General features: G+C 42.2%; 23 protein-coding genes and 1 tRNA gene. 13 read left to right on the top strand and 11 right to left on the bottom strand.

The window, feature by feature from the left end; all coding sequences use genetic code 11:
* Nucleotides 1-104 precede the first annotated feature (104 nt).
* From FKX92_RS03160 to FKX92_RS03140, 5 genes are all read left to right on the top strand, one after another.
* Complete coding sequence (locus tag FKX92_RS03160) at nt 105-788, top strand: phosphopantothenate--cysteine ligase (protein ID WP_002924640.1); 684 nt, start codon at nt 105-107, stop codon at nt 786-788.
* An 11-nt stretch (nt 789-799) separates the two neighbouring features.
* Nucleotides 800-1,351: a phosphopantothenoylcysteine decarboxylase gene (coaC, locus tag FKX92_RS03155; RefSeq protein WP_032908164.1), complete on the top strand. Its 552-nt coding sequence runs from the start codon at nt 800-802 to the stop codon at nt 1,349-1,351.
* Complete coding sequence (locus tag FKX92_RS03150) at nt 1,335-1,898, top strand: ECF transporter S component (protein ID WP_002924636.1); 564 nt, start codon at nt 1,335-1,337, stop codon at nt 1,896-1,898. The genes coaC and FKX92_RS03150 overlap by 17 nt, the downstream gene beginning before the upstream one ends.
* A 241-nt stretch (nt 1,899-2,139) precedes the next feature.
* Nucleotides 2,140-3,858 carry a phospho-sugar mutase gene (locus FKX92_RS03145; protein ID WP_149565500.1) on the top strand — a complete coding sequence of 573 codons (1,719 nt, stop codon included), beginning with the start codon at nt 2,140-2,142 and terminating at the stop codon, nt 3,856-3,858.
* 124 nt (nt 3,859-3,982) lie between these two features.
* Nucleotides 3,983-4,330 (top strand): thioredoxin domain-containing protein, encoded by a 348-nt coding sequence (locus FKX92_RS03140; RefSeq protein WP_149565499.1) that lies wholly within the window; start codon nt 3,983-3,985, stop codon nt 4,328-4,330.
* A gap of 46 nt (nt 4,331-4,376) precedes the next feature.
* On the opposite strand, the gene mutY is transcribed toward FKX92_RS03140, so the two are convergent.
* The 5 genes from mutY to FKX92_RS03115 form a co-directional block, all read right to left on the bottom strand.
* On the bottom strand, nt 4,377-5,537 hold the full coding sequence (gene mutY, locus FKX92_RS03135; RefSeq protein WP_149565498.1) for an A/G-specific adenine glycosylase: 1,161 nt from the start codon (nt 5,535-5,537) through the stop codon (nt 4,377-4,379).
* 65 nt (nt 5,538-5,602) lie between these two features.
* Complete coding sequence (pta, locus tag FKX92_RS03130; protein WP_002900314.1) at nt 5,603-6,580, bottom strand: phosphate acetyltransferase; 978 nt, start codon at nt 6,578-6,580, stop codon at nt 5,603-5,605.
* A 23-nt stretch (nt 6,581-6,603) separates the two neighbouring features.
* The gene (locus FKX92_RS03125; protein WP_002915164.1) at nt 6,604-7,491 is read right to left on the bottom strand and encodes an RluA family pseudouridine synthase; all 888 of its coding nucleotides are present in this window, start codon (nt 7,489-7,491) and stop codon (nt 6,604-6,606) included.
* Nucleotides 7,488-8,306 (bottom strand): NAD kinase, encoded by an 819-nt coding sequence (locus FKX92_RS03120; RefSeq protein WP_284431856.1) that lies wholly within the window; start codon nt 8,304-8,306, stop codon nt 7,488-7,490. Before FKX92_RS03120 ends, FKX92_RS03125 begins: the two co-directional genes overlap by 4 nt.
* The gene (locus FKX92_RS03115) at nt 8,290-8,961 is read right to left on the bottom strand and encodes a GTP pyrophosphokinase (protein WP_002930530.1); all 672 of its coding nucleotides are present in this window, start codon (nt 8,959-8,961) and stop codon (nt 8,290-8,292) included. The genes FKX92_RS03120 and FKX92_RS03115 overlap by 17 nt, the downstream gene beginning before the upstream one ends.
* Before the next feature lie 95 nt (nt 8,962-9,056).
* Between FKX92_RS03115 and FKX92_RS03110 the strand changes: the two genes are divergently transcribed.
* The 7 genes from FKX92_RS03110 to FKX92_RS03080 all read left to right on the top strand — a co-directional run bounded on the left by FKX92_RS03110 (nt 9,057) and on the right by FKX92_RS03080 (nt 14,016).
* A complete protein-coding gene (locus tag FKX92_RS03110) occupies nt 9,057-9,620 on the top strand; it encodes a CYTH domain-containing protein (RefSeq protein ID WP_316250833.1) in 564 nt (187 codons plus the stop codon).
* A gap of 135 nt (nt 9,621-9,755) precedes the next feature.
* Nucleotides 9,756-10,712: a ribose-phosphate diphosphokinase gene (locus FKX92_RS03105; RefSeq protein WP_048773468.1), complete on the top strand. Its 957-nt coding sequence runs from the start codon at nt 9,756-9,758 to the stop codon at nt 10,710-10,712.
* 10 nt (nt 10,713-10,722) lie between these two features.
* Nucleotides 10,723-11,835: a cysteine desulfurase family protein gene (locus FKX92_RS03100; protein ID WP_316250832.1), complete on the top strand. Its 1,113-nt coding sequence runs from the start codon at nt 10,723-10,725 to the stop codon at nt 11,833-11,835.
* 1 nt (nt 11,836) lies between these two features.
* Entirely contained in the window at nt 11,837-12,184 is a 348-nt protein-coding gene (locus FKX92_RS03095) for a DUF1831 domain-containing protein (protein ID WP_002902952.1), read from the top strand.
* Between the two features lie 122 nt (nt 12,185-12,306).
* Nucleotides 12,307-12,528, top strand: a complete 222-nt coding sequence (locus FKX92_RS03090; RefSeq protein WP_002900305.1) for a DUF4649 family protein — start codon at nt 12,307-12,309, stop codon at nt 12,526-12,528.
* A gap of 123 nt (nt 12,529-12,651) precedes the next feature.
* Nucleotides 12,652-13,299 carry a redox-sensing transcriptional repressor Rex gene (locus FKX92_RS03085; protein ID WP_002900304.1) on the top strand — a complete coding sequence of 216 codons (648 nt, stop codon included), beginning with the start codon at nt 12,652-12,654 and terminating at the stop codon, nt 13,297-13,299.
* A gap of 24 nt (nt 13,300-13,323) precedes the next feature.
* Complete coding sequence (locus FKX92_RS03080; RefSeq protein ID WP_002900303.1) at nt 13,324-14,016, top strand: gamma-glutamyl-gamma-aminobutyrate hydrolase family protein; 693 nt, start codon at nt 13,324-13,326, stop codon at nt 14,014-14,016.
* Nucleotides 14,017-14,084: 68 nt separating this feature from the next.
* Here the strand turns inward: FKX92_RS03080 and radC are convergent, their stop codons facing one another.
* The 3 genes from radC to gyrA form a co-directional block, all read right to left on the bottom strand.
* A complete protein-coding gene (gene radC / locus FKX92_RS03075) occupies nt 14,085-14,768 on the bottom strand; it encodes a RadC family protein (RefSeq protein WP_002900302.1) in 684 nt (227 codons plus the stop codon).
* Nucleotides 14,769-14,888: 120 nt separating this feature from the next.
* Nucleotides 14,889-15,644, bottom strand: a complete 756-nt coding sequence (locus FKX92_RS03070) for a class A sortase (protein WP_002912535.1) — start codon at nt 15,642-15,644, stop codon at nt 14,889-14,891.
* A 14-nt stretch (nt 15,645-15,658) separates the two neighbouring features.
* A complete protein-coding gene (gyrA, locus tag FKX92_RS03065; RefSeq protein WP_164549635.1) occupies nt 15,659-18,118 on the bottom strand; it encodes a DNA gyrase subunit A in 2,460 nt (819 codons plus the stop codon).
* A 194-nt stretch (nt 18,119-18,312) separates the two neighbouring features.
* Here gyrA and FKX92_RS03060 point away from each other — a divergent pair, with 194 nt between their 5' ends.
* Nucleotides 18,313-19,299 (top strand): L-lactate dehydrogenase, encoded by a 987-nt coding sequence (locus FKX92_RS03060; protein WP_002895436.1) that lies wholly within the window; start codon nt 18,313-18,315, stop codon nt 19,297-19,299.
* Nucleotides 19,300-19,344: 45 nt separating this feature from the next.
* On the opposite strand, the gene FKX92_RS03055 is transcribed toward FKX92_RS03060, so the two are convergent.
* The 3 genes from FKX92_RS03055 to rpsA all read right to left on the bottom strand — a co-directional run bounded on the left by FKX92_RS03055 (nt 19,345) and on the right by rpsA (nt 21,181).
* Entirely contained in the window at nt 19,345-19,761 is a 417-nt protein-coding gene (locus FKX92_RS03055) for an NUDIX hydrolase (RefSeq protein WP_149565495.1), read from the bottom strand.
* A gap of 58 nt (nt 19,762-19,819) precedes the next feature.
* Nucleotides 19,820-19,891 (bottom strand) — tRNA-Arg (locus FKX92_RS03050).
* An 87-nt stretch (nt 19,892-19,978) separates the two neighbouring features.
* On the bottom strand, nt 19,979-21,181 hold the full coding sequence (gene rpsA, locus FKX92_RS03045; RefSeq protein WP_002909688.1) for a 30S ribosomal protein S1: 1,203 nt from the start codon (nt 21,179-21,181) through the stop codon (nt 19,979-19,981).
* Nucleotides 21,182-21,223 lie beyond the last annotated feature (42 nt).

Below are 21,223 nucleotides of genomic sequence, written 5' to 3'. Positions count from 1 at the left end.
TCAATAAACACTGCAGTACACTTTTGGATTAGTCACTTCTCCGCTGTGACACTCTGCAATTAGAATTATTTTACTAAATTTCTTTTTTCTTGTAAAATAGTGCTATGAACATATTGATTACTTCTGGCGGGACCAGCGAGAAAATCGACCGTGTCCGCTCTATTACAAATCATTCGACAGGTCGGCTTGGGAAAATCATAGCTGAAACTTTCTTAGACAAGGGCGATCAGGTGACTCTGGTGACGACTCCCAAGGCTGTCCGCCCGGCAGCTCATCCCAATCTTACCATTGTCCAGATTGAAAACGTTGCAGAACTGCTTGAAAGCTTGAAGCCGCTCGTTCACACACATGATGTATTGATTCATGCAATGGCTGTTTCTGACTATACTCCCGTCTACATGACTGGTTTGGAAGCTGTAGCGGCTAGCCCTGACATGACTGAATTTCTGAATAAAACTAACTCAGAAAGCAAGATTTCTTCTCAGGATGATGTTCAAGTTCTTTTTCTCAAAAAGACACCAAAAATCATCAGTTTGGTAAAAAAATGGAATCCAGCCATTCGCTTGATTGGCTTCAAACTCTTGGTCGATGTTTCTAAGGAAGAGTTACTCGAGACCGCACGAGCCAGTCTCATAAAAAATCAAGCAGAAATCATCGTCGTCAATGATTTGACAGAGATTTCTAATCAGGAGCACAGAGCCTATCTTGTCGGAAAAGAGACTGTAACTCAAGCTCAATCCAAAGAAGAAATTGCTCAGCTCCTCTACCTGCATATCCATAGTCCATAAGGAGGTAAATGATGAAACGGATTACCTTAGCCGTCAGCGGCAGCATATCAGCCTACAAGGCTGCTGACATCATCAGCCGTCTAAAGAAAGAGAACTTTGAAGTTGCTGTCCTCATGACAGAGGCAGCGACAGAATTTATCACACCGCTGACCCTGCAAGTCTTGTCGCAAAAGCCAGTTGCAATTGATATTATGCAAGAACCTGACCCGAGCAAGGTCAATCACATTGATATCGCTAAAAAGTCTGACCTCTTTTTGCTAGCTCCCGCTACAGCAAATACCATCGCTAAACTAGCCAACGGCTTAGCTGACAATATGGTGACAGCTACTGCTCTAGCTCTGCCGCCTCATACGAAGAAAGTTTTGGCTCCAGCTATGAACACTAAGATGTTTGAAAATCCACTAACCCAGCACAATTTGGAACGTCTGCAGCGTTTTGGATGGAAGGTTATCCAACCACGCGAAGCTGTTCTGGCCTGTGGCGATCAGGGGACAGGTGCTCTAGCTGAGATTGATACAATTATTGATACAGTAAAGGAACTTATTTATGAAAAAACAGTCTAAAATTGCTCAAATTGCTATTTTCTTTGCCATTATGTTGGTACTGCACCTGCTCAGCTCAGTCATTTTCAACCTCCTGCCAGTACCGATTAAACCTACGATTATTCACATCCCTGTTATCATTGCCAGTATCCTCTATGGTCCTAAAGTCGGAGCTGTTCTAGGTGGGCTCATGGGATGTATCAGCGTTATTACCAATACCTTGGTGTTGCTACCAACCAGCTATCTCTTTAGCCCCTTTGTGCCAAATGGAAGCCTTTCTTCGCTTCTTGTTGCCATGGTGCCTCGCATTCTCATCGGTATCACTCCTTATTTCGTATATAAAGCAATGAAAAATAAGGCTGGCTTGATTGTAGCTGGTTCCGTTGGTTCTGCCACCAATACCATCTTCGTCTTGGGAGGTATCTTCTTTCTCTTTTCAAATGTATACCAAGGTGATATCAAAGCACTTTTGGCTGTGATTCTATCTGCAAATTCCATTGCCGAGTTAATCATTTCTGCGATTTTGACAGCAACTATCATTCCTGCACTTGAAAAAGCCAAAAAATAATGATGATAAATTAATTTTCCTGACCAAGCCTTGCTTTGGTCTTTTTTAATCTCGCAATTCTGCAATAACCAGCTTGAAATCCTTGAAACAATGCCTTGAAAAGTATTTCATTGTTTTCTAGGTAACCTCTTTCAAAATTAATGAAAATATGCTACAATGTAAGCGATTAAGAAAATTTAAGAGCAGGATTTTTTACTAAAATTTCCAACTCTTCATTTCAAAAATAAAGGAGACTCCACCTATGACTTATCAAGATAACTTCAAAAAATGGCTTGATTATGCTGAACTTCCTGACTATCTTCGCCAAGACTTGAACAGTATGGACGAAAAAACTAAGGAAGATGCTTTTTACACCAATCTTGAGTTTGGTACCGCTGGTATGCGTGGTTTAATTGGCGCTGGTACCAACCGTATTAATATTTATGTTGTCCGTCAGGCAACTGAAGGTTTGGCTCGCTTGATTGAAGAAAAAGGTGATGAGTTCAAAAAACGCGGTGTTGCGATTGCTTACGACTCCCGTCATTTCTCACCAGAATTTGCCTTTGAATCTGCTGCTGTTTTAGCTAAGCACGGTATCAAGTCCTATGTTTTTGAAAGCCTGCGCCCAACTCCGGAACTTTCATTTGCAGTACGTCATCTGGGAACTTTTGCTGGTATCATGATTACAGCCAGCCACAACCCTGCTCCATTTAACGGCTATAAAGTATATGGTGAAGACGGCGGGCAAATGCCTCCGCATGATGCAGATGCATTGACTGACTACATCCGTGCGATTGAAAATCCTTTTGCTATTGAGGTCGCTGATGTTGAAGCTGAAAAAGCTTCTGGCTTGATTGAAGTGATTGGCGATGCTATTGATACTGAATACCTCAAGGAAGTTAAAGATGTCAATATCAACCAAAAACTGATTGATGAATACGGCAAGGACATGAAGATTGTCTATACTCCACTGCACGGTACTGGTGAAATGCTGGCTCGTCGAGCTTTGGCTCAAGCTGGATTTGATTCTGTAGAAGTTGTTGAAGCTCAAGCTGTAGCTGATCCAGACTTTTCTACTGTTAAGTCTCCAAACCCTGAAAGCCAAGCAGCCTTTGCCTTAGCTGAAGAATTAGGCCGTAAAGTTGGTGCAGATGTCTTGGTTGCAACTGACCCAGATGCTGACCGTGTCGGTGTTGAAGTTCTGCAAAAAGACGGCAGCTATCTTAACCTTTCAGGTAACCAAATCGGAGCCATCATGGCCAAGTACATCTTGGAAGCTCATAAGAGTGCTGGAACTCTGCCAGCAAACGCAGCACTCTGCAAGTCTATCGTTTCTACTGACTTGGTGACTAAGATTGCTGAAAGTTATGGCGCAACCATGTTCAATGTCTTGACTGGTTTCAAATTTATCGCTGAAAAGATTCAAGAATTCGAAGAAAAGCACAACCACACCTACATGATGGGATTTGAAGAAAGCTTTGGCTATCTGATTAAACCATTTGTACGTGATAAAGACGCTATCCAAGCTGTTTTGGTTGTAGCTGAGCTAGCTGCCTACTACCGCTCACGTGGCTTGACTCTGGCTGACGGTATTGAAGAAATCTACAAAGAGTATGGTTACTTTGCTGAAAAGACTATCTCTGTAACCTTGTCCGGTGTTGATGGAGCAGAGCAAATCAAGGCTATCATGGCTAAGTTCCGTGACAATGCTCCGAAAGAATTCAACGCTACTGCCATTTCTGTTACTGAAGACTTCAAGGCACAGACTTCTACCGCCGCAGACGGTACTGTTACAGCTCTGACAACTCCTCCAAGCGATGTGCTGAAATACACTTTGGCTGACGGTTCATGGATTGCTGTCCGTCCATCTGGAACAGAACCAAAAATCAAGTTCTACATTGCCGTTGTTGGTGACAGCAATGAAGATGCTCAAACAAAAATTGCTGCTATTGAAGCAGAGATTAATGCCTTTATCAAGTAAAATAACACTATCAACCAATCAACCAGAGAATAAATTTCACATTCTCTGGTTTTTCGTTTCCAAATCAAGCATTTTTCTGCTTTTTATGGCATACTAGTTTTATCAAAAGAAATGAGGATTATTTGTGGAACAATTTGCTCAAAATATTAAAGGCCTAGAAATTACAACTGTTGACCGTGCTCGTCAAGCGATTGCTGACAAAGAGACTGCAACTTTCTTCGTCGGTCGCAAAACTTGCCCTTACTGCCGTAAATTCGCAGCTACTCTTGCTGGCGTTGTTGCTGATACCAAGGCGCATATTTTCTTTATCAATAGCGAAGAAGCCAGCGAATTAGAGAAACTGCAAGCCTTCCGCTCTGAATACAGCATTCCGACGGTTCCAGGTTTTGTTCATGTTCAAGACGGCCAAGTATCTGTTCGTTGTGATTCTTCTATGACTGCGGATGAGATTAAAGCTTTTGCAAACTTGTAAAATTGATTCAATTCAAAAATCTGAGACAAAAAGAGTCTCAGATTTTTTATTTATTTCTAACTTCCTGAAAAGCCTCCCACATCTTCTGCTGGGGTTTGGCAAAGGGGTAATTGCCAAAGTCTTCTGGATCAAGCCACAAGACCTCTCCCTCCGCTGCGTGCTGACTATCTTTAACTCGGCCATAAGCCATCTGGATATGCCACTTGCGATGACTGAAAACATGCTGTACATTTGAAAAGGACTGCTGCTGCCAATCAACAATCAAATCATAATCCTGCTCAAAGCTTTCTTGAGGAGACAAGTCCAGACTGGGCTGATTTTCAGCCACCTCAAACAAGGACATCTGATTTTCAGTTTGAAATTCCTCGATTTCAATCAAGGGAAAATGCCAAAAACCTGATAACAAGCCAGCAGCCTCATTCTTTTCAAGCAAGAATTGTCCCTGTTCGTTTTCGATAATCAAGCCCTGCAAATAGACCGGAACTGGCTTCTTTTTAGGTGCTTTGATTGGGTATTTATCCATTGTTCCATTCAAATAAGCTGCACTGAACTCCTTTACAGGACTGTCTTCTGGATGAGGATTAACAGGAGCTTCGATATCTGACCCCAAATCCATCAGCGCTTGATTAAAATCTCCTGGTCTATCTGAATCAATCAGAATCTCCATCATAGCCTGAAAGACCTTCCGATTGCTAGGTTGGCCAATATCTAAATCAACTTCAAACAATCGACTCAGCACCCGCATAACATTGCCATCCACCGCAGGCTCAGCTAGTCCAAAGGCAATACTAGCAATTGCACCAGCCGTATAAGGCCCGATCCCTTTGAGGCTAGCAATTCCTTCATAGCTATCAGGAAATTTTCCAGCGAAATCTGTCATTATCTGCTGAGCTGCTTTTTGCATATTTCGCACCCGCGAATAATAGCCCAACCCTTCCCAAGCCTTGAGCAGTCTATCCTCTGGCGCCTGAGCTAAATCAGCTATACTGGGGAACCAGTCAAGAAAACGCTCATAGTAAGGAATCACCGTATCAACTCTAGTCTGCTGCAGCATAATCTCAGAAACCCAGATATGATAAGGATTATTTGTTCTACGCCAAGGCAGATCACGTTTGTTTTCATCATACCAAGTTAATAATTTCTCTCGAAAAGAGGCGATTTTATCTGCCTCCCACATCTCAATTCCGTATTCTTTCAAATCTAACATAAATCTAGTATAGCATAAGGCAAGAAAAATAGGAGAGCTTACGCCCTCCAATTGTTTCTTATCGTTTAATAATGACCTACTGCCTGACTGGCTGTAATCAAAGTCAGCTTGTATACGTCATCCGCATTACACCCTCTGGAAAGGTCATTAACTGGATGGTTAAGACCTTGCAAGATAGGACCTACTGCTGAAAAGCCACCTAAACGCTCTGCCATTTTGTAACTGATATTCCCAGCTTCGATACTTGGGAAGACAAAGACAGTCGCTTGACCAGCCACAGGGCTGCCAGGTGCTTTCAGCTCTGCTGTTGCAGGAACGAAAGCTGCATCAAACTGCAATTCACCATCGATAGCCAAGTCTGGACGCATTTCCTGAGCCAGCTTAGTCGCTTCCACTACCTTATCAACCTTTTCTCCGAAACCAGAGCCTTTGGTTGAATAGCTGAGCATGGCAACTTTAGGATCAATACCGAAAATTTGTGCTGTCAAAGCTGAGTTAACAGCAATCTCCGCCAAAACATTGGCATCTGGATCGATATTGATGGCACAGTCACTGAAAATGTAGCGTTCGTCATCACGCACCATGAGAAAGGCTCCTGAAGTACGAGACACCCAAGGCAGGGTCTTGATGATTTGAAGAGCCGGTCGAACAGTCGCTGCAGTGGAGTGAATCGCGCCAGATACCATTCCTTGGACTTTACCAAGATAAACCAACATAACACCAAAGTAGTTAACGTCTTCCTTTAGCAACTGACGTGCTTCATCTGCAGTGATTTTCCCTTTACGGCGTTCAACGAATGCTTCTACCAGTTCTTCAAAGCAAGAACAGTTTGAAGGATCAATAACCTGATATCCTTCTTTTACTCCCTCAATTTCCAGATAAATGCGGATTTTATCAGGATTCCCTAAAAGAACTGGAGTAATATCGGTTTCTTTCACTAAGCGTTTAGTTGCTTGCAAAATCCGTGGCTCCTCACCCTCTGGCAAGACAATCTTTACTTCCTTATCCTTCAAGGCTTCACGAATTGAATCAAAAATTTTCATGTTTCTTAAAACTCCTTTATCTCTTATTCTTTTAATTTCTCAATAACTTGTTTAAAATCTTCTGGCAAAGGACTGGCACGCTCAACTTCCTGGCCACTAAAAGGATTATAAAATTTCAAAGAATGACAATGTAAAGCCTGACGCTCTATTCCGTGTTCCAAACTCCCACCATAAAGGTCGTCACCCAAAAGCGGAAAGCCAATATGTGAAAAGTGAACGCGGATTTGATGAGTCCGCCCAGTATGCAGATGAATATCCACTAGATAGACATCTCCAAATCGCTCTATGACCTTGTAACTGGTATGAGCGTACTTGCCATCCTCTGTCACGCGCCTCGTAATGATACTCTCAGGATTGCGTCCAATCGGAGCAATAATCTCACCTTGCTCCTCTAAGTCACCAGTCCCCCGAACTAGAGCGTAATAGCGCTTTTCTATCAGCTTCTTCTGCAACTGTTTGTCCAATCTGGCATGAGCATAGCCATGCTTGGCAAAGAGCATGAGCCCACTTGTATCCTTATCCAGACGCGTCACGATATGCACCTGCTGGTTTTCATAGGCATGACGAATATAGTAAGCCTTAACAAAGTTTGCCATAGTATTGGAATGATTAACACTGGGAATACTGGCCACCCCTGCCGGTTTATCCAAAACCAAGAAATGCTCATCCTCGTAGACGACAGACAAGTCCTTATCAACAGCTTTCAGACTCTCAAATCCTTTTTCAGAAGGAATGTCAATCGTCACTTTATCGCCAATATCCAAGAGATAAATAGCGTTCTGAGGCTGATGGTTGACAAGAATGTTTCCGCCGGAAAATTTTATCTTAGCCAAGAGGCCTTTGGAAATTTCATGTCGCTTCAAAAAGGTCTTTACCTTGACATGTTCATCAGCAATAAACTCAAACCTCATTCCTGGCACTCTCCAATAAAGGAGTCTCTGACACGATTCCAAAAGCTGGTATGGCTTGGTGAAGCCACAAAATGTATCTTGTGATTGTCAATCTGATACTCGATACGAACAATGTTTTTGAAAGAGAAAGTCTGATTATCAACCGCAATGGTGTGATAATCACTGCGGGTCGGCACTAACTCAATCTTATCTTTTTTGGGAACAATGACCGACGAGCCCAACGTCCGATAGACCCGATTGTTGAGACTGGCAATCTCTGTCACCTGCAAGGCTTCGATTGTCGGATGCAATACCGCTCCACCCAGAGATTTGTTATAGGCTGTACTGCCCGTCGGAGTAGAGACGGAAATCCCATCTCCTCGGAAACGCTCGAAATGAACCCGATTGATAATGACATCAGCTACCATAGTTCGATCCGAACGCTTGATTGTTGCTTCGTTCAAAGCACGAATAGTGCGTGTATCACCATTTTCAAAAGTAATTTTGACATTTAAAATTGGATAAGAAACCTGAGCACCAGTGTCTAATTTGAGATTTTCTACCAGTTTATCTAATTCAAAATCACGGTAGTCTGTATAAAAGCCGAGATGGCCTGTATGTACACCAACAAAGCGGACCCGATCCAGCTGTTCTTCATACATATGAAAAGCCGACAGTAACATGCCGTCACCACCCACCGAAATCACGATGTCGGGATTCTTAGGAGTTAAAATAAAGCCATTCTGCTTAAGCTTCTGCTTCAAATCCTGATAGACTTGTTCACTCTGTCTTTTCCGATTGCGGATAATCGCTATTTTTTTATCTGTATTCTTCATCTGTATCATCACTATTTCCCACACCGTCATTTAACTTGCGGTGAAGAGGGTCAAAGAGGGCCTGCGCCTCCTGGATAGCGTCACGGATAGCACCCATCTCCTCATCCAGCTGATAAGCAAGATTAGCTGTGGTTTCCAAGCGACATTTGATTTCCTCGGGAAATTCTCCTTTATACTTGTAATTCAAAGAATGTTCAATCGTAGCCCAAAAATTCATCGAAAGGGTGCGAATCTGAATTTCAGCCAGAATAAGCCTATGACCATTAATCGTATCAACTGGATACTCTATAATCACATGGTAGCTCCGATAGCCACTGGCTTTTTTGTTTTTTATATAATCCCGCTCCTGAACAATGCGCATATCAGTCCGGTTTCGCAGGACTTCTAAAACCTCATCCACATCATCAACAAACTGGACCATGACCCGTAAGCCAGCGATATCCTGCATCTCCTGCTCGATGTTTTCCTCGCGAATGCCTCGCAGAATCATCTTTTCTTTAATGCTCTCAATCGGCTTGACTCGTCCGGTCACAAACTCAATCGGGGAATGACGCTGCTGCTTGCGGTATTGCTTTCGCACTCCACGCAACTTAATTTTCAGCTCTCCAACCGCTTGAATATAGGGGTCTAGAAACTCTTCCCATTCTATTGTCATACACTTACCTTGTCATATCATTATTTTTTGTATAAAATAAACACAACTGTTATTATAACATAAATCGCTTTCAAAAAAAAGAAAAGGATATGAAAATGAATCACTTAGAAATTGAATTCAAAACCATGCTGACCGAAGAAGAGCACGACCGTTTGCTCCAGTTGTTTGCTGATGTTTCGCCTATTAGCCAGACCAACTACTACATCGAGTCAGACCAGCAAAGTATCCGACACGCCCACATGGCTTTTCGAGTACGAACTTTTAACCATCGCGAAGCTGAGCTGACGCTCAAGATTCCTCAAGAAGTCGGATCCTTGGAACTCAATCAGAACTTGACACCAGAAGAAACCGAAAACATTTTGCAGAACAATGAATTTCCTAAGGGAGAGATTTTAGAAACGCTGCTTCAAAAAGAAATTCCCATCCAAGACTTGAAGATTCTTGGTTCTCTAGAGACTACTCGCTATGAAAAGGAAGACGAAATCGGCCTCCTTGCTCTGGATGAGAGTCACTATTTGGGCAAAACTGACTTCGAACTCGAAGTCGAAGTTGAAGATTTTGAAAAAGGAAAAGAAAATTTCCTCAACTTCCTAAAACAGCACAAGATCGACTACAAACCCGGCAAGAGCAAGATAGCAAGATTTTCTGAAAACTTGTAAACCAACAACCACAAAATAGCTGAAATAATCTAATTTTTTTGGTAAAATAAAAGGTAGCAATCTAAAGCCTATTGAAAAATAAATTTCATGGAGCATTAGATATAGAAATGAGACAAAAAGAGGACGGTCCAACTCATGTCAGATAAAAAAAATATGAAGCTTTTTTCCCTCAACTCCAATCATTCCATAGCTGAAAAAATCGCTGAAGCTGCTGGGGTTCCTTTGGGGAAACTTTCCTCCCGTCAATTCTCGGACGGCGAGATTCAGATTAATATCGAAGAAAGTGTCCGTGGCTATGATATTTACATCATTCAGTCTACTAGCTTCCCTGTCAATAATCACTTGATGGAACTCTTAATTATGGTGGATGCCTGCAAGCGTGCCAGTGCCAATACGATTAATGTTGTGATGCCTTATTTTGGTTATGCCCGTCAGGATCGGACTGCTGCCCCTCGCGAGCCAATCACAGCTAAACTGGTTGCCAACATGCTCGTCGGAGCTGGAGTAGATCGTGTGATTTCTCTGGATCTTCATGCCGTGCAGGTCCAAGGTTTCTTTGATATCCCAGTTGATAACCTCTTCACTATCCCACTCTTTGCCAAACACTACTGCAACATGGGCCTTACTGGCGATGATGTCGTTGTCGTCAGCCCTAAAAACTCTGGTGTTAAACGTGCTCGCAATCTGGCTGAATATCTAGATGCCCCTATCGCTATCATTGATTATGGCGAAGATGAGGCGGGTCGCTCTGAGGGATATATTATCGGAGATGTCGAGGGCAAGAAAGCTATTCTGATTGACGACATTTTAAATACCGGTCGGACTTTCTCTGAAGCAGCTAAAATTGTGTGTCGCGAAGGCGCAGTCGAAATCTATGCTGTATCCAGCCATGGTCTCTTTGCGGATAAAGCTGCGGAATTGCTGGATGATTCTCCTATCAGAGAAATACTTGTGACCGACTCTGTTGATACCAAAGAAAAAACACCTAAGAATCTCCACTACATTACAGCTAGTGAACTGATTGGTGATGCCATTGTCCGTATCCAAGAAAGAAGACCAGTCAGCCCACTCTTTGCCTATCAAAAGAAATAAGGTAACCGGAGTGATTTATTTAGATAATGCTGCTACAACTGCTTTGTCGCCCGCTGCAATCCAAGCAATGACCAAGACTATGACTGTCTTTGGAAATCCTTCCAGTACGCACAGCCATGGACGAGAAGCTAGTAAACTGCTCAGACAGGCACGTGAGGATATTGCTCAAGCTCTGCATACTCAAAGCAATAAGATCCTTTTTACTTCAGGCGGCACTGAAAGCAACAATACTGCTATCAAAGGCTATGCCCTTCGTCACCAGAACCGAGGAAAACATATTGTTACCACTGCTATTGAGCACCATGCCGTCTTAGAAGTGGTAGAGTACTTAGTAGATAAATTCGGCTTCGAAGCTACTTTTGTTCAGCCGGTGGATGGTCAGATTCGAGCGGAGGATATTAAGAAGGCTCTTAGACCTGACACTATTCTTGTATCTGTCATGGCAGTTAATAACGAAACTGGTGCCATGCTCCCCATTAAGAAAATTGGTGAACTACTGCGAGAACATCGTGCTGCTTTTCACGTTGATGCTGTCCAAGCAATTGGTAAACTTCCCATCTACCCTGACGAGCTAGGGATTGACTTCCTCTCTGCCTCAGCTCATAAGTTTCATGGCCCCAAAGGTGTTGGCTTCCTTTATGCCAAGAAGATGGATTTTGACAATTTCATGCACGGTGGTGACCAGGAAGAAAAACACCGGGCCGGAACTGAAAATCTAATCTCTATCACAGGCATGGCAGCGGCTCTGTCAGAGAGCATGGAACATCTAGAGGAAAATCTAGAGCATGCGCAAGACTTAAAAGACAGCTTACTTGCTGACTTATTAGACATTGAATATTACTTAAATGAAAGTCAGCCAAGCTTGCCTTATGTCATCAATTTGGGATTTCCCAATCAAAAGAATGATCTGCTTCTGCTTCAAATGGATTTAAATGGATTTTCCATTTCAACAGGATCAGCCTGCACTGCCGGAGCTATACAACCCAGTCATGTCTTGCAGGCTATGTATGGCAGGGATTCCAATCGCTTGTATGAGTCTATTCGAATCAGCACTTCGGACCAAACGACTCTGCAAGAGATTCAATCATTTACAAAGAAATTAAAAGAAATTTTAGGAGGATAAGATGGCCTTTCAAACATCTGTTAGCTTAGCAAACTGTGAATATACCTATTCACTTCACCCAAATGTCAAGAAATTTACCTTGCGCGACAATACATTCGCTGAAAGCAAGGTTGGCAACTATGAACTCTCTCGTCTTCTGGAATCTGTTCCCAACAGCGGAAATGGTTTTCTGCTGAAAATAATCGTCAATAAAGATTTGAATGGTTTCAAAATCAATATCACTGACAAATCAGGCCTGCGCTTGGTCAATATTTTCAAATCAGAAGACCATCACATTATCCAGCAAAAATTTTATTTCTTGATGGATAGCTTGGTTGAAAGAAATATTTTTGAAAAGACACCACAATAAGCAAGATTCTCGCAATTTTGCTTTTTTGATTTAGACTCTTTAAAAAACCAAACAAGCTTGACTTCTGCTTAGAACTCTTGAAAATATCAAATGACTAATCGAACCAAAGGAAAGGATTAACGATGGTTGAACTGACCTATTTGGACTCATATAAGGTAAAACGAACACTTACCTATGAAGATTTCGATGAATTTCTTCTAGCCTTCTCTGGCTGCGTTACGGTTCCTGACTCGCTCAAGGTGCTTTCTGTTACGTATAAGGGACACCAGCTGCCTTTTGCAGGGCTAATTGGAGACTTGTACCGCCAGATGTACCAGTTGGACTTAACTCCCTATCAGGACTAATCCTTCGCAACTGCAACATAACTTAAACGTTAACTCTTTTCTTTTTTAGTGCATTAAACATCCTTAATTAGTTGATTTTTTCACAAACTTCCTATAAAATAGAATTAGAAAGGTTGTGATTTTGTGAAAACTGAAAAAAATACTACAATTCCCCGAGCTACTGCTAAAAGGCTTTCGCTCTACTATCGTATTTTTAAACGTTTTAATGCTGAGAAGATCGAAAAAGCCAACTCCAAGCAAATCGCTGAAGCCATTGGTATTGACTCTGCTACTGTCAGACGAGATTTTTCTTATTTCGGTGAGCTTGGCCGCAGAGGATTTGGTTATGATGTCAAGAAATTGATGAACTTTTTTGCTGACCTCTTAAACGACAATGCTATTACCAATGTCATGATTGTTGGTGTTGGTAATATGGGGCGGGCTCTGCTGCACTATCGTTTTCATGAGCGCAATAAAATGAAGGTTGTAATGGCTTTTGACACAGATGACCATCCAGAAGTTGGCAGCACAACCAGCGATGGGATTCCTATCTATGGAATTTCCCAAATCAAAGAAAAAATACAGTCAGGAAATGTGCAAACTGCCATCCTAACTGTACCTAGCGTAAAAGCTCAAGAAGTCGCATCTATCTTAGTTCAGGCTGGTGTCAAGGGCATTCTCTGTTTCTCACCTGTAAACCTATCCCTGCCTAAGGATGTGGTCGTCCAGTATGTTGACCTGACTAGCGAACTGCAGACTTTGCTCTACTTCATGAGAAAAAATGATTATTAATTTGAAAGAGGTATTAAACACTCTATGAGTAAACCTATTATTGGAATAACCGGAAATGAAAGAGAAATCCCAGACGATCACTTCATCCATATGAGCTATACAGCGACAGGATTCGTTGAGGGTGTCAAAGAAGTTGGCGGAATTCCAATGATTTTGCCAATCGGTGATGAAGAAATGGCTAAACAGTATGTTTCCATTGTCGATAAATTAATCATCACAGGAGGTCAAAATGTATGCCCTCAATTCTATGGTGAAGAGAAAACCATTGACAGCGATGATTATTTACTCAAGCGAGACATTTTTGAGTTAGCTTTAATCAAGGAAGCTCGCCGCCAAAATAAACCAATCTTCACTGTCTGCCGCGGAACCCAACTTTATAATGTCGCTTTAGGCGGTACGCTTCATCAAGATATTGAAGATCATTGGCAAGATAGCTCTGCTGAGTACACAACCCAAAGCATGGTGACCAAGAATGGTTCTATTCTGCACGAAATCTATGGACCAGCATCTGAAATCAACTCCTTCCACCACCAAAGTATCAAGGATTTAGCGGCTGGCCTAGAAGTCATCGCCTATGATCCGCGCGATAAGATCATTGAAGCCATCACCTCTACTGACGGCAGTCCTTTCCTTGGCGTCCAATGGCACCCAGAGTTCTTGTTCGGCTCCAGAGAAGGAGACTTAGCTCTGTTTGATTATGTTGTCAATATTCTTTAAAAGCTTCTATTCCTAGATAAACTTCTGTTCTACACGAATAGAAGTTTTTTATATTCAAGTAAATCAAATTATATCATATCTGTCTCTTCTCGGTAGCTATAGTAGTTGGACTTAGACACAATCAAATGATCCAAAAGAACCAAGCCCATCATCTCACATGCTTCTTTCATATGCTGGGTCACCTCATCATCATTCCTGCTGGGAACGACTGAGCCTGATGGATGATTGTGTACCAGTATGATAGATGTCGCCAGATGCTTAAGAGCGTAGTGGAGAATCTCTCTCGGCTCTGCAATGCTTCTGCTGACTGTCCCCATAAAAATAGTCTGCTGGTGCAAAATTTGATTTTGACTATTAAGATAAATAGCAACCAAGCACTCCTGCCTCATATCTCCAAGTTCTTGCTGCATTTTCTGTGCTAACTTTTGACTGCCCATAATCTGCTCTTTCTGCAGAACCTCTGCTCGATTAATCCGACGACCTAATTCGATAATGGCCTGTAGCTCCACAGCCTTAATCGGACCGATTCCAGAAATAGTCTGCAATTCCTGCAAAGTTAAATACTTGAGATCGTTCAAACTAGAAATAGATGATAAAATTCTCTGAGAAACTTGAAAAACAGTTTCTTTTTTGTTCCCTGTTCTGAGAAAGATTGATAGGAGCTCCTGGTTACTGAGTTTTTCAGCCCCCTCTCTCATCAATCGCTCCCGCGGCATCATACTAATATCATCTTGAAATGAAATGCTATACATAGAAACCTCCTTACCTTATAATTCGGAAAAAGAGTCAAAATCAGCAAGAATTGATATAAAAAAACTCCAAAAATTAGAGTTCTTCCTAACCTTTGGAGTGAATTTTTTTAGTTTTCGTCTTTAAATCTGCATTTGGTTATAAGACTTACTGAAAGATTCAATAACTTCCTTAGGAGCCTTGTCATACTCGACAGAGCCTTCTAACGTTCCCTTGACAATAGTCCGGTTGGTTGCCGCGGCATCCTCACAAGTAACTAAAGTAATCTCTGTAACGCCTTCAGTATCCTCAATCAGATCCGTTCGATCTGGAGTTACCGTTTCAACACTGGTGATTACATAAGTATAGACTTGCTCTTTATCGGTGATATAGATTTTCATACCAGCCTTAGCACGATCCAGTGGGGAAAAGAGCATGTTACTAGCCCCTGTGATGCCAAAGACGTGGTGGCTAGCCAAGGCGTAATTTCCCTGTCCCATCTGCTGAGTCTCTTTCATCGTACCAGCACCATAATACAATCCAGCATTATCCAGCCCTTTGAAGATCGGCAAATTCATGGATACTTCTGGAATTGAGATACCTCCGATAACAGGCAGCTTCTGGGCTTTCCACTGAGCATTGATAACTGCTTCTGTAGAAAGCGACTCTACCTTATTAAAATCAAAGCTAGTCTCAGCATTTTTATTTTTATTAATAGAGTCTTTGGAAACCTTGCTGACCTGATATTGGTTGGTATGCCAAACCATAATCATGTTTCGGATTTGCGCATTAAAGATTAAGCCTAGGGCCACAAAAATTAATAATGTCGCAACAATATTGATAAAAATATTTCTTTTACTTTTTTGTTTTCTTTTTCGACTTCTTTTTCCTTGTACCATATAGAGGTCCTCTTTTACGATTCGTTTTCTTCCTCTGCTACATCTTCTTTATCGTCTGCTTCGACGCTTGTAAAGGTGACAATTTGTGCATTTTGGTCCAGACGCATGACCTTAACACCCATAGTTGAGCGGCCTGTCTGAGAAATATTAGCCACACTGGTCCGAATGATGACGCCTGTATTAGTGATAATCATCAAATCTTCCTCTCCAGTAACAGTCATCAGACCAGCGAGAGGTCCATTCTTATCAGTGATATTGGCTGTTTTAATCCCTTTACCACCACGGCCCTTGGTTGGATACTCACTAGCAAGAGTTCGCTTACCATAGCCTTTTTCGGTGATGACAAGCACTTCGTCTCCCTCAGCAATCACACCAGCTCCAACGACCTGGTCACCATCTCGAAGATTAACTCCGCGAACACCAGTCGCTATACGGCTCATGCTCCGGACAGCTGTCTCATTGAAGCGGACAGAATAACCAAACTTAGTACCAATGATAACATCTGCAGCGCCGTCCGTCAGAAAGACATTGATTAACTCGTCTTCATCTTTCAAATTCAAAGCCTTAAGACCGTTCTGACGAATATTAGCAAATTCTGTCACACTGGTCCGTTTGACCACCCCATGACGGGTAGTAAAGAAGAGATAGGAATCATCACTTCGGTCTTGCTGAACATTTATGATAGTCTGAATAGTCTCTCCTTCATCAAGCTTCAAGAGATTGACTACTGGCAAGCCCTTGGCTGTCCGACCGTACTCAGGAATTTCATATCCTTTGAGACGATAAACTCGACCTTTATTTGTAAAGAAGAGCAGTCTATCATGGGTGCTTGTTGAAACCAGCTCTTTGACGAAGTCATCATCTTTGACACCAGTTCCTTGAACACCGCGGCCCCCGCGTTTCTGAGCAGTGAATTCAGCCTGATTCAGACGTTTGATATAACCTTTATTAGACAGGGTAATCAAAACATCCGCTTCCTCAATCAAATCTTCATCTTCAAGAGAAAGAACTTCTCCCACCATCAGCTCAGTTCGGCGATCATCCGCAAATTTACGTTTGACCTCATCTAACTCTTCCTTGATAATAGCGATAACGCGCTCTGGCTTAGCCAAGATATCAGCCAAGTCCGCAATCAAAGCAATCAGCTCATCATACTCTGACTGAATCTTATCACGTTCCAAACCAGTCAGACGACGCAGACGCATATCAAGGATAGCCTGACTCTGGCGCTCAGACAGTTCAAACTTAGCCATCAATTCAGCCTGTGCTTCTGCGTCCGTCTCGCTATTACGGATAATGCGAATCACTTCATCAATGTGATCCAACGCAATCAACAAACCAGCCAAGATGTGAGCTCGCGCTTCTGCCTTTTCTTTATCAAAAGCTGTCCGGCGAGTTACAACTTCCTTTTGGTGCTCAATGTAAGCCAACAAAATTTCGCGAAGAGACAGAATCTTCGGCACACCATTTTGAATAGCTAGCATATTGAAGCTGAAATTGGTCTGCATCTGAGTCAGCTTGAAAAGGTTATTTAGAATGACATGAGCAGAAGCGTCACGACGAACCTCAATGACAAAACGGACCCCTTCACGGTTGGACTCATCACGAACAGCTGTGATACCATCAATGCGTTTTTCCTGCACCAAACGAACAATATGCTCATGGACCTTAGTCTTATTAACCATGTATGGAAACTCGGTTACGACAATTCGCTCTCGGCCATTTTTCATCTCTTCGATTTCAGTGCGAGAACGAAGAACAATCGAACCCTTCCCTGTTTCATAAGCTCGGTGAATACCAGACTTACCCATAACCAGTGCTCCTGTCGGAAAATCTGGTCCAGGAAGGACTTCCATGATATCACGAGTCGTTGCTTCCGGATTATCCATGACAAGTTTAACCGCATCAATAGACTCACCAAGATTATGTGGAGGGATATTGGTCGCCATCCCAACTGCAATCCCTGTCGCACCATTTACAAGTAAGTTAGGGAAGCGAGCAGGAAGAACTACAGGCTCTCTCTCGCTGGCATCATAGTTGTCAATATAATCAACAGTGTTTTTATTAATATCACGAAGCATCTCCAGAGCAATCTTGCTCATACGTGCTTCTGTATAACGCTGAGCAGCGGCCCCGTCTCCGTCCATAGAACCGAAGTTTCCATGGCCATCTACGAGCATATAGCGATAGCTCCACCATTGAGCCATCCGCACCATCGCTTCATAAATAGAGGAGTCACCATGCGGGTGATACTTACCCATGACATCCCCTGTGATACGAGCTGATTTCTTGTGAGGCTTTTCAGGCGTCACGCCCAGCTCATTCATACCATAGAGAATCCGACGGTGAACTGGCTTTAGACCATCACGAACATCTGGAAGTGCTCGAGCCACGATAACACTCATTGCGTAATCGATGAAACTAGTCTTCATTTCACTAGTCAGATTAACATTTACTAAGTTTCTGTCTTGCATTAAAAAATGCCTTTCTTTCATATTAAACTATCCTATATTATACCACATTTTCTTTAATTTTTCAGTATTTTGAACCGTTTGTAAAAACGTTTACATCGCTAGATATACAAGTTGACCGTGACAAAATATGCCAAAAGTGGTAGAATGAATGTGTACGGGAAAACTTCCCTAAAAAAATAAGGAGATGTTTAGAAATGACTGCTACTAAACAACATAAAAAAGTCATCCTTGTTGGTGACGGTGCTGTAGGTTCATCTTACGCATTTGCTCTTGTAAACCAAGGTATTGCTCAAGAACTTGGTATCATTGAAATTCCTCAATTATTTGAAAAGGCTGTCGGTGATGCTGAAGACCTTAGCCACGCCCTTGCCTTCACTTCACCTAAAAAAATCTATGCAGCTACTTATGCAGACTGTGCGGATGCTGACCTCGTTGTTATCACTGCAGGTGCACCTCAAAAACCAGGTGAAACTCGTCTTGACCTTGTTGGCAAAAACTTGGCTATCAACAAATCTATCGTTACTCAAGTCGTAGAATCAGGCTTTAACGGTATCTTCCTTGTTGCTGCTAACCCAGTGGACGTTTTGACATACTCAACTTGGAAATTCTCTGGTTTCCCTAAAGAGCGCGTTATCGGTTCAGGTACTTCACTTGACTCAGCTCGCTTCCGTCAAGCACTTGCTGAAAAGATTGGCATCGATGCTCGTTCCGTCCATGCCTACATCATGGGTGAGCATGGTGACTCTGAGTTTGCGGTTTGGTCACATGCTAACGTTGCAGGTGTGAAATTGGAGCAATGGTTGCAAGCTAACCGTGACTTGAATGAACAAGACTTGGTTGATCTTTTCATCTCCGTTCGTGATGCAGCTTACTCTATCATCAACAAAAAAGGTGCAACTTACTACGGTATCGCGGTTGCTTTGGCTCGTATCACAAAAGCTATCCTTGACGATGAAAATGCTGTATTGCCATTGTCAGTCTTCCAAGAAGGCCAATATGGTGTTGAAAATGTCTTCATTGGTCAGCCTGCTATCGTTGGTGCTCACGGTATCGTACGTCCAGTAAACATCCCACTTAACGATGCTGAAACTCAAAAAATGCAAGCTTCTGCTAAAGAATTGCAAGCAATTATTGATGAAGCATGGAAGAATCCTGAATTCCAAGAAGCATCTAAAAACTAATTATAAAAAAACATCTCCTGATAAAAGGGGATGTTTTTTGTTGCTTTATACAGATTTGTCAGCAAAAATATCTATCAAATAAGGCACAATGAGCTCGCTATCCATGTCTTCTAAAGCAGAAATCCAGACAAAGTCTGTATGTTCTTCTGGATCTAATATAATATCACGCTTTTCCAAAATCCTACCCGCATAAACTAAACGTGTGTAAACAGTATCTTTGCTAGCATCAAACTGACTATCTTCATGGATAATCTTATCAATCCGAATCTTTTGATTAACCTCCTCCATAGCCTCACGTAGAGCTGCCTCTCTAGGCAGTTCATTCTCTTCTACACTTCCGCCTGGAATATCCCAATAAGATGGATAAACATTAGGAAGGCCTCGCTTTATCTTAGAGCGTTTGATAAGCAAATACTTCCCGTCTTTCTCGATTAAGGTATGGGCGATTAATTTTACTGTCATTGCATGTTCCTCCAAAAAAAGAGCAAAAAAAGACTCCGAAGAGTCCAATTTTAAGTCATCCACCCTGAGAGAATCGAACTCCCATCTCAAGAACCGGAATCTTGCGTGATATCCATTACACTAAGGGTGGCAACTAATTCATTATAACTGATTTTCTTTGAAAATACAAGTGAAAATAAGAAAAAGAAGTTGAGAAATCTCAACTTCTTTTATCTAATTACAATTCAATATCGCCAAACAAATCAGCCATTGAGAATCCAGTTTGAGTTTCTGGAAGTTCAAAGTCACGTTTTTCTTGACGTTTTGGACGACGAGGACGTGATTGACGTTTCTCATCTTTTTGCCCTTCTTCTTGAGCTGGACGTTCTTCAAGAGCCTTGATAGAAAGTGATACACGCTCATCAGCAGCATTCACTTCAAGAACCTTAACAGTCACTTCTTGACCAACCTTAAGGGCATCTTTAGGGCTTTCAACACGTTTGTGTGAAATTTGTGAAATGTGAACCAGTCCGTCAATTCCTGGCAATACTTCAACGAAAGCACCGAAATCAGTCAAACGTTTTACAGTTCCTTCGATCACATCGCCTGCAGCAAGTTTTTGCTCAACGCCATCCCATGGTCCAGGTGTTGTTGCTTTAAGCGAGAGCGATACGCGTCCTTCTTCTTCGTTCAAGTCAAGAACTTTAACTTCAATTTCATCACCAACTGATACGACAGACTTAGGTGATACGTTGCGTTCATGTGACAATTCAGTCAAGTGAACCAATCCGTCAACTCCGCCAAGGTCGATGAAAGCACCGAAGCTAGTGATGCGAGCAACTTTACCAGTTACAACATCGCCAACATTCAACTTACCAAAGACTTCAGCACGTGCTGCTGCAGCTTCAGCTTCTACAACTTCACGACGTGAAAGGATGAAGCGGTTTTCTTTTGGATCCACTTCTTTGATCTTAGCATCAAACTCTTGACCTACAAAACGTTCAGTGTTGCGAACGAAACGAGTGTCAAGCATTGAAGCAGGAATAAATCCACGAAGTCCTTCAAACTCAACTGAAAGTCCACCTTTAACAGCACGAGTGCCCTTAACAGTGACAACTTCTTCTTCACGACCAACCAATTTGTCCCAAGCTTTGCGAGCTTCCAAACGTTTTTTAGATACCAGGTAAGTTACTGTGTCTGTATCTTTACCTACTACTTGACGAAGAACAAGCAATTCAAGTGTTTCACCTGGTTTTACAAGGTCGTTGATATCAGCGTCGCGGTCGTTTGTCAACTCACGAAGAGTCAAAACACCTTCAACACCAGTTCCAGCGATTGCAACATTAGCTTGGTTAGCGTCAACAGTCAATACTTCAGCAGTAACGACGTCACCTGGCTCAACTTGGCTAACACTGTTTAGCAAATCTTCAAATTCATTCATCTAAAAAAATCCTCCAACAATCAAGCTTACGCTTGACATACT

The sequence above is a fragment of the Streptococcus sanguinis genome (assembly GCF_008329445.1).
Lineage (GTDB): Bacteria > Bacillota > Bacilli > Lactobacillales > Streptococcaceae > Streptococcus > Streptococcus sanguinis_O.
The sequence above is the reverse complement of the archived record's forward strand: the minus strand, read 5'-3'. Positions and strand labels throughout refer to the sequence as shown.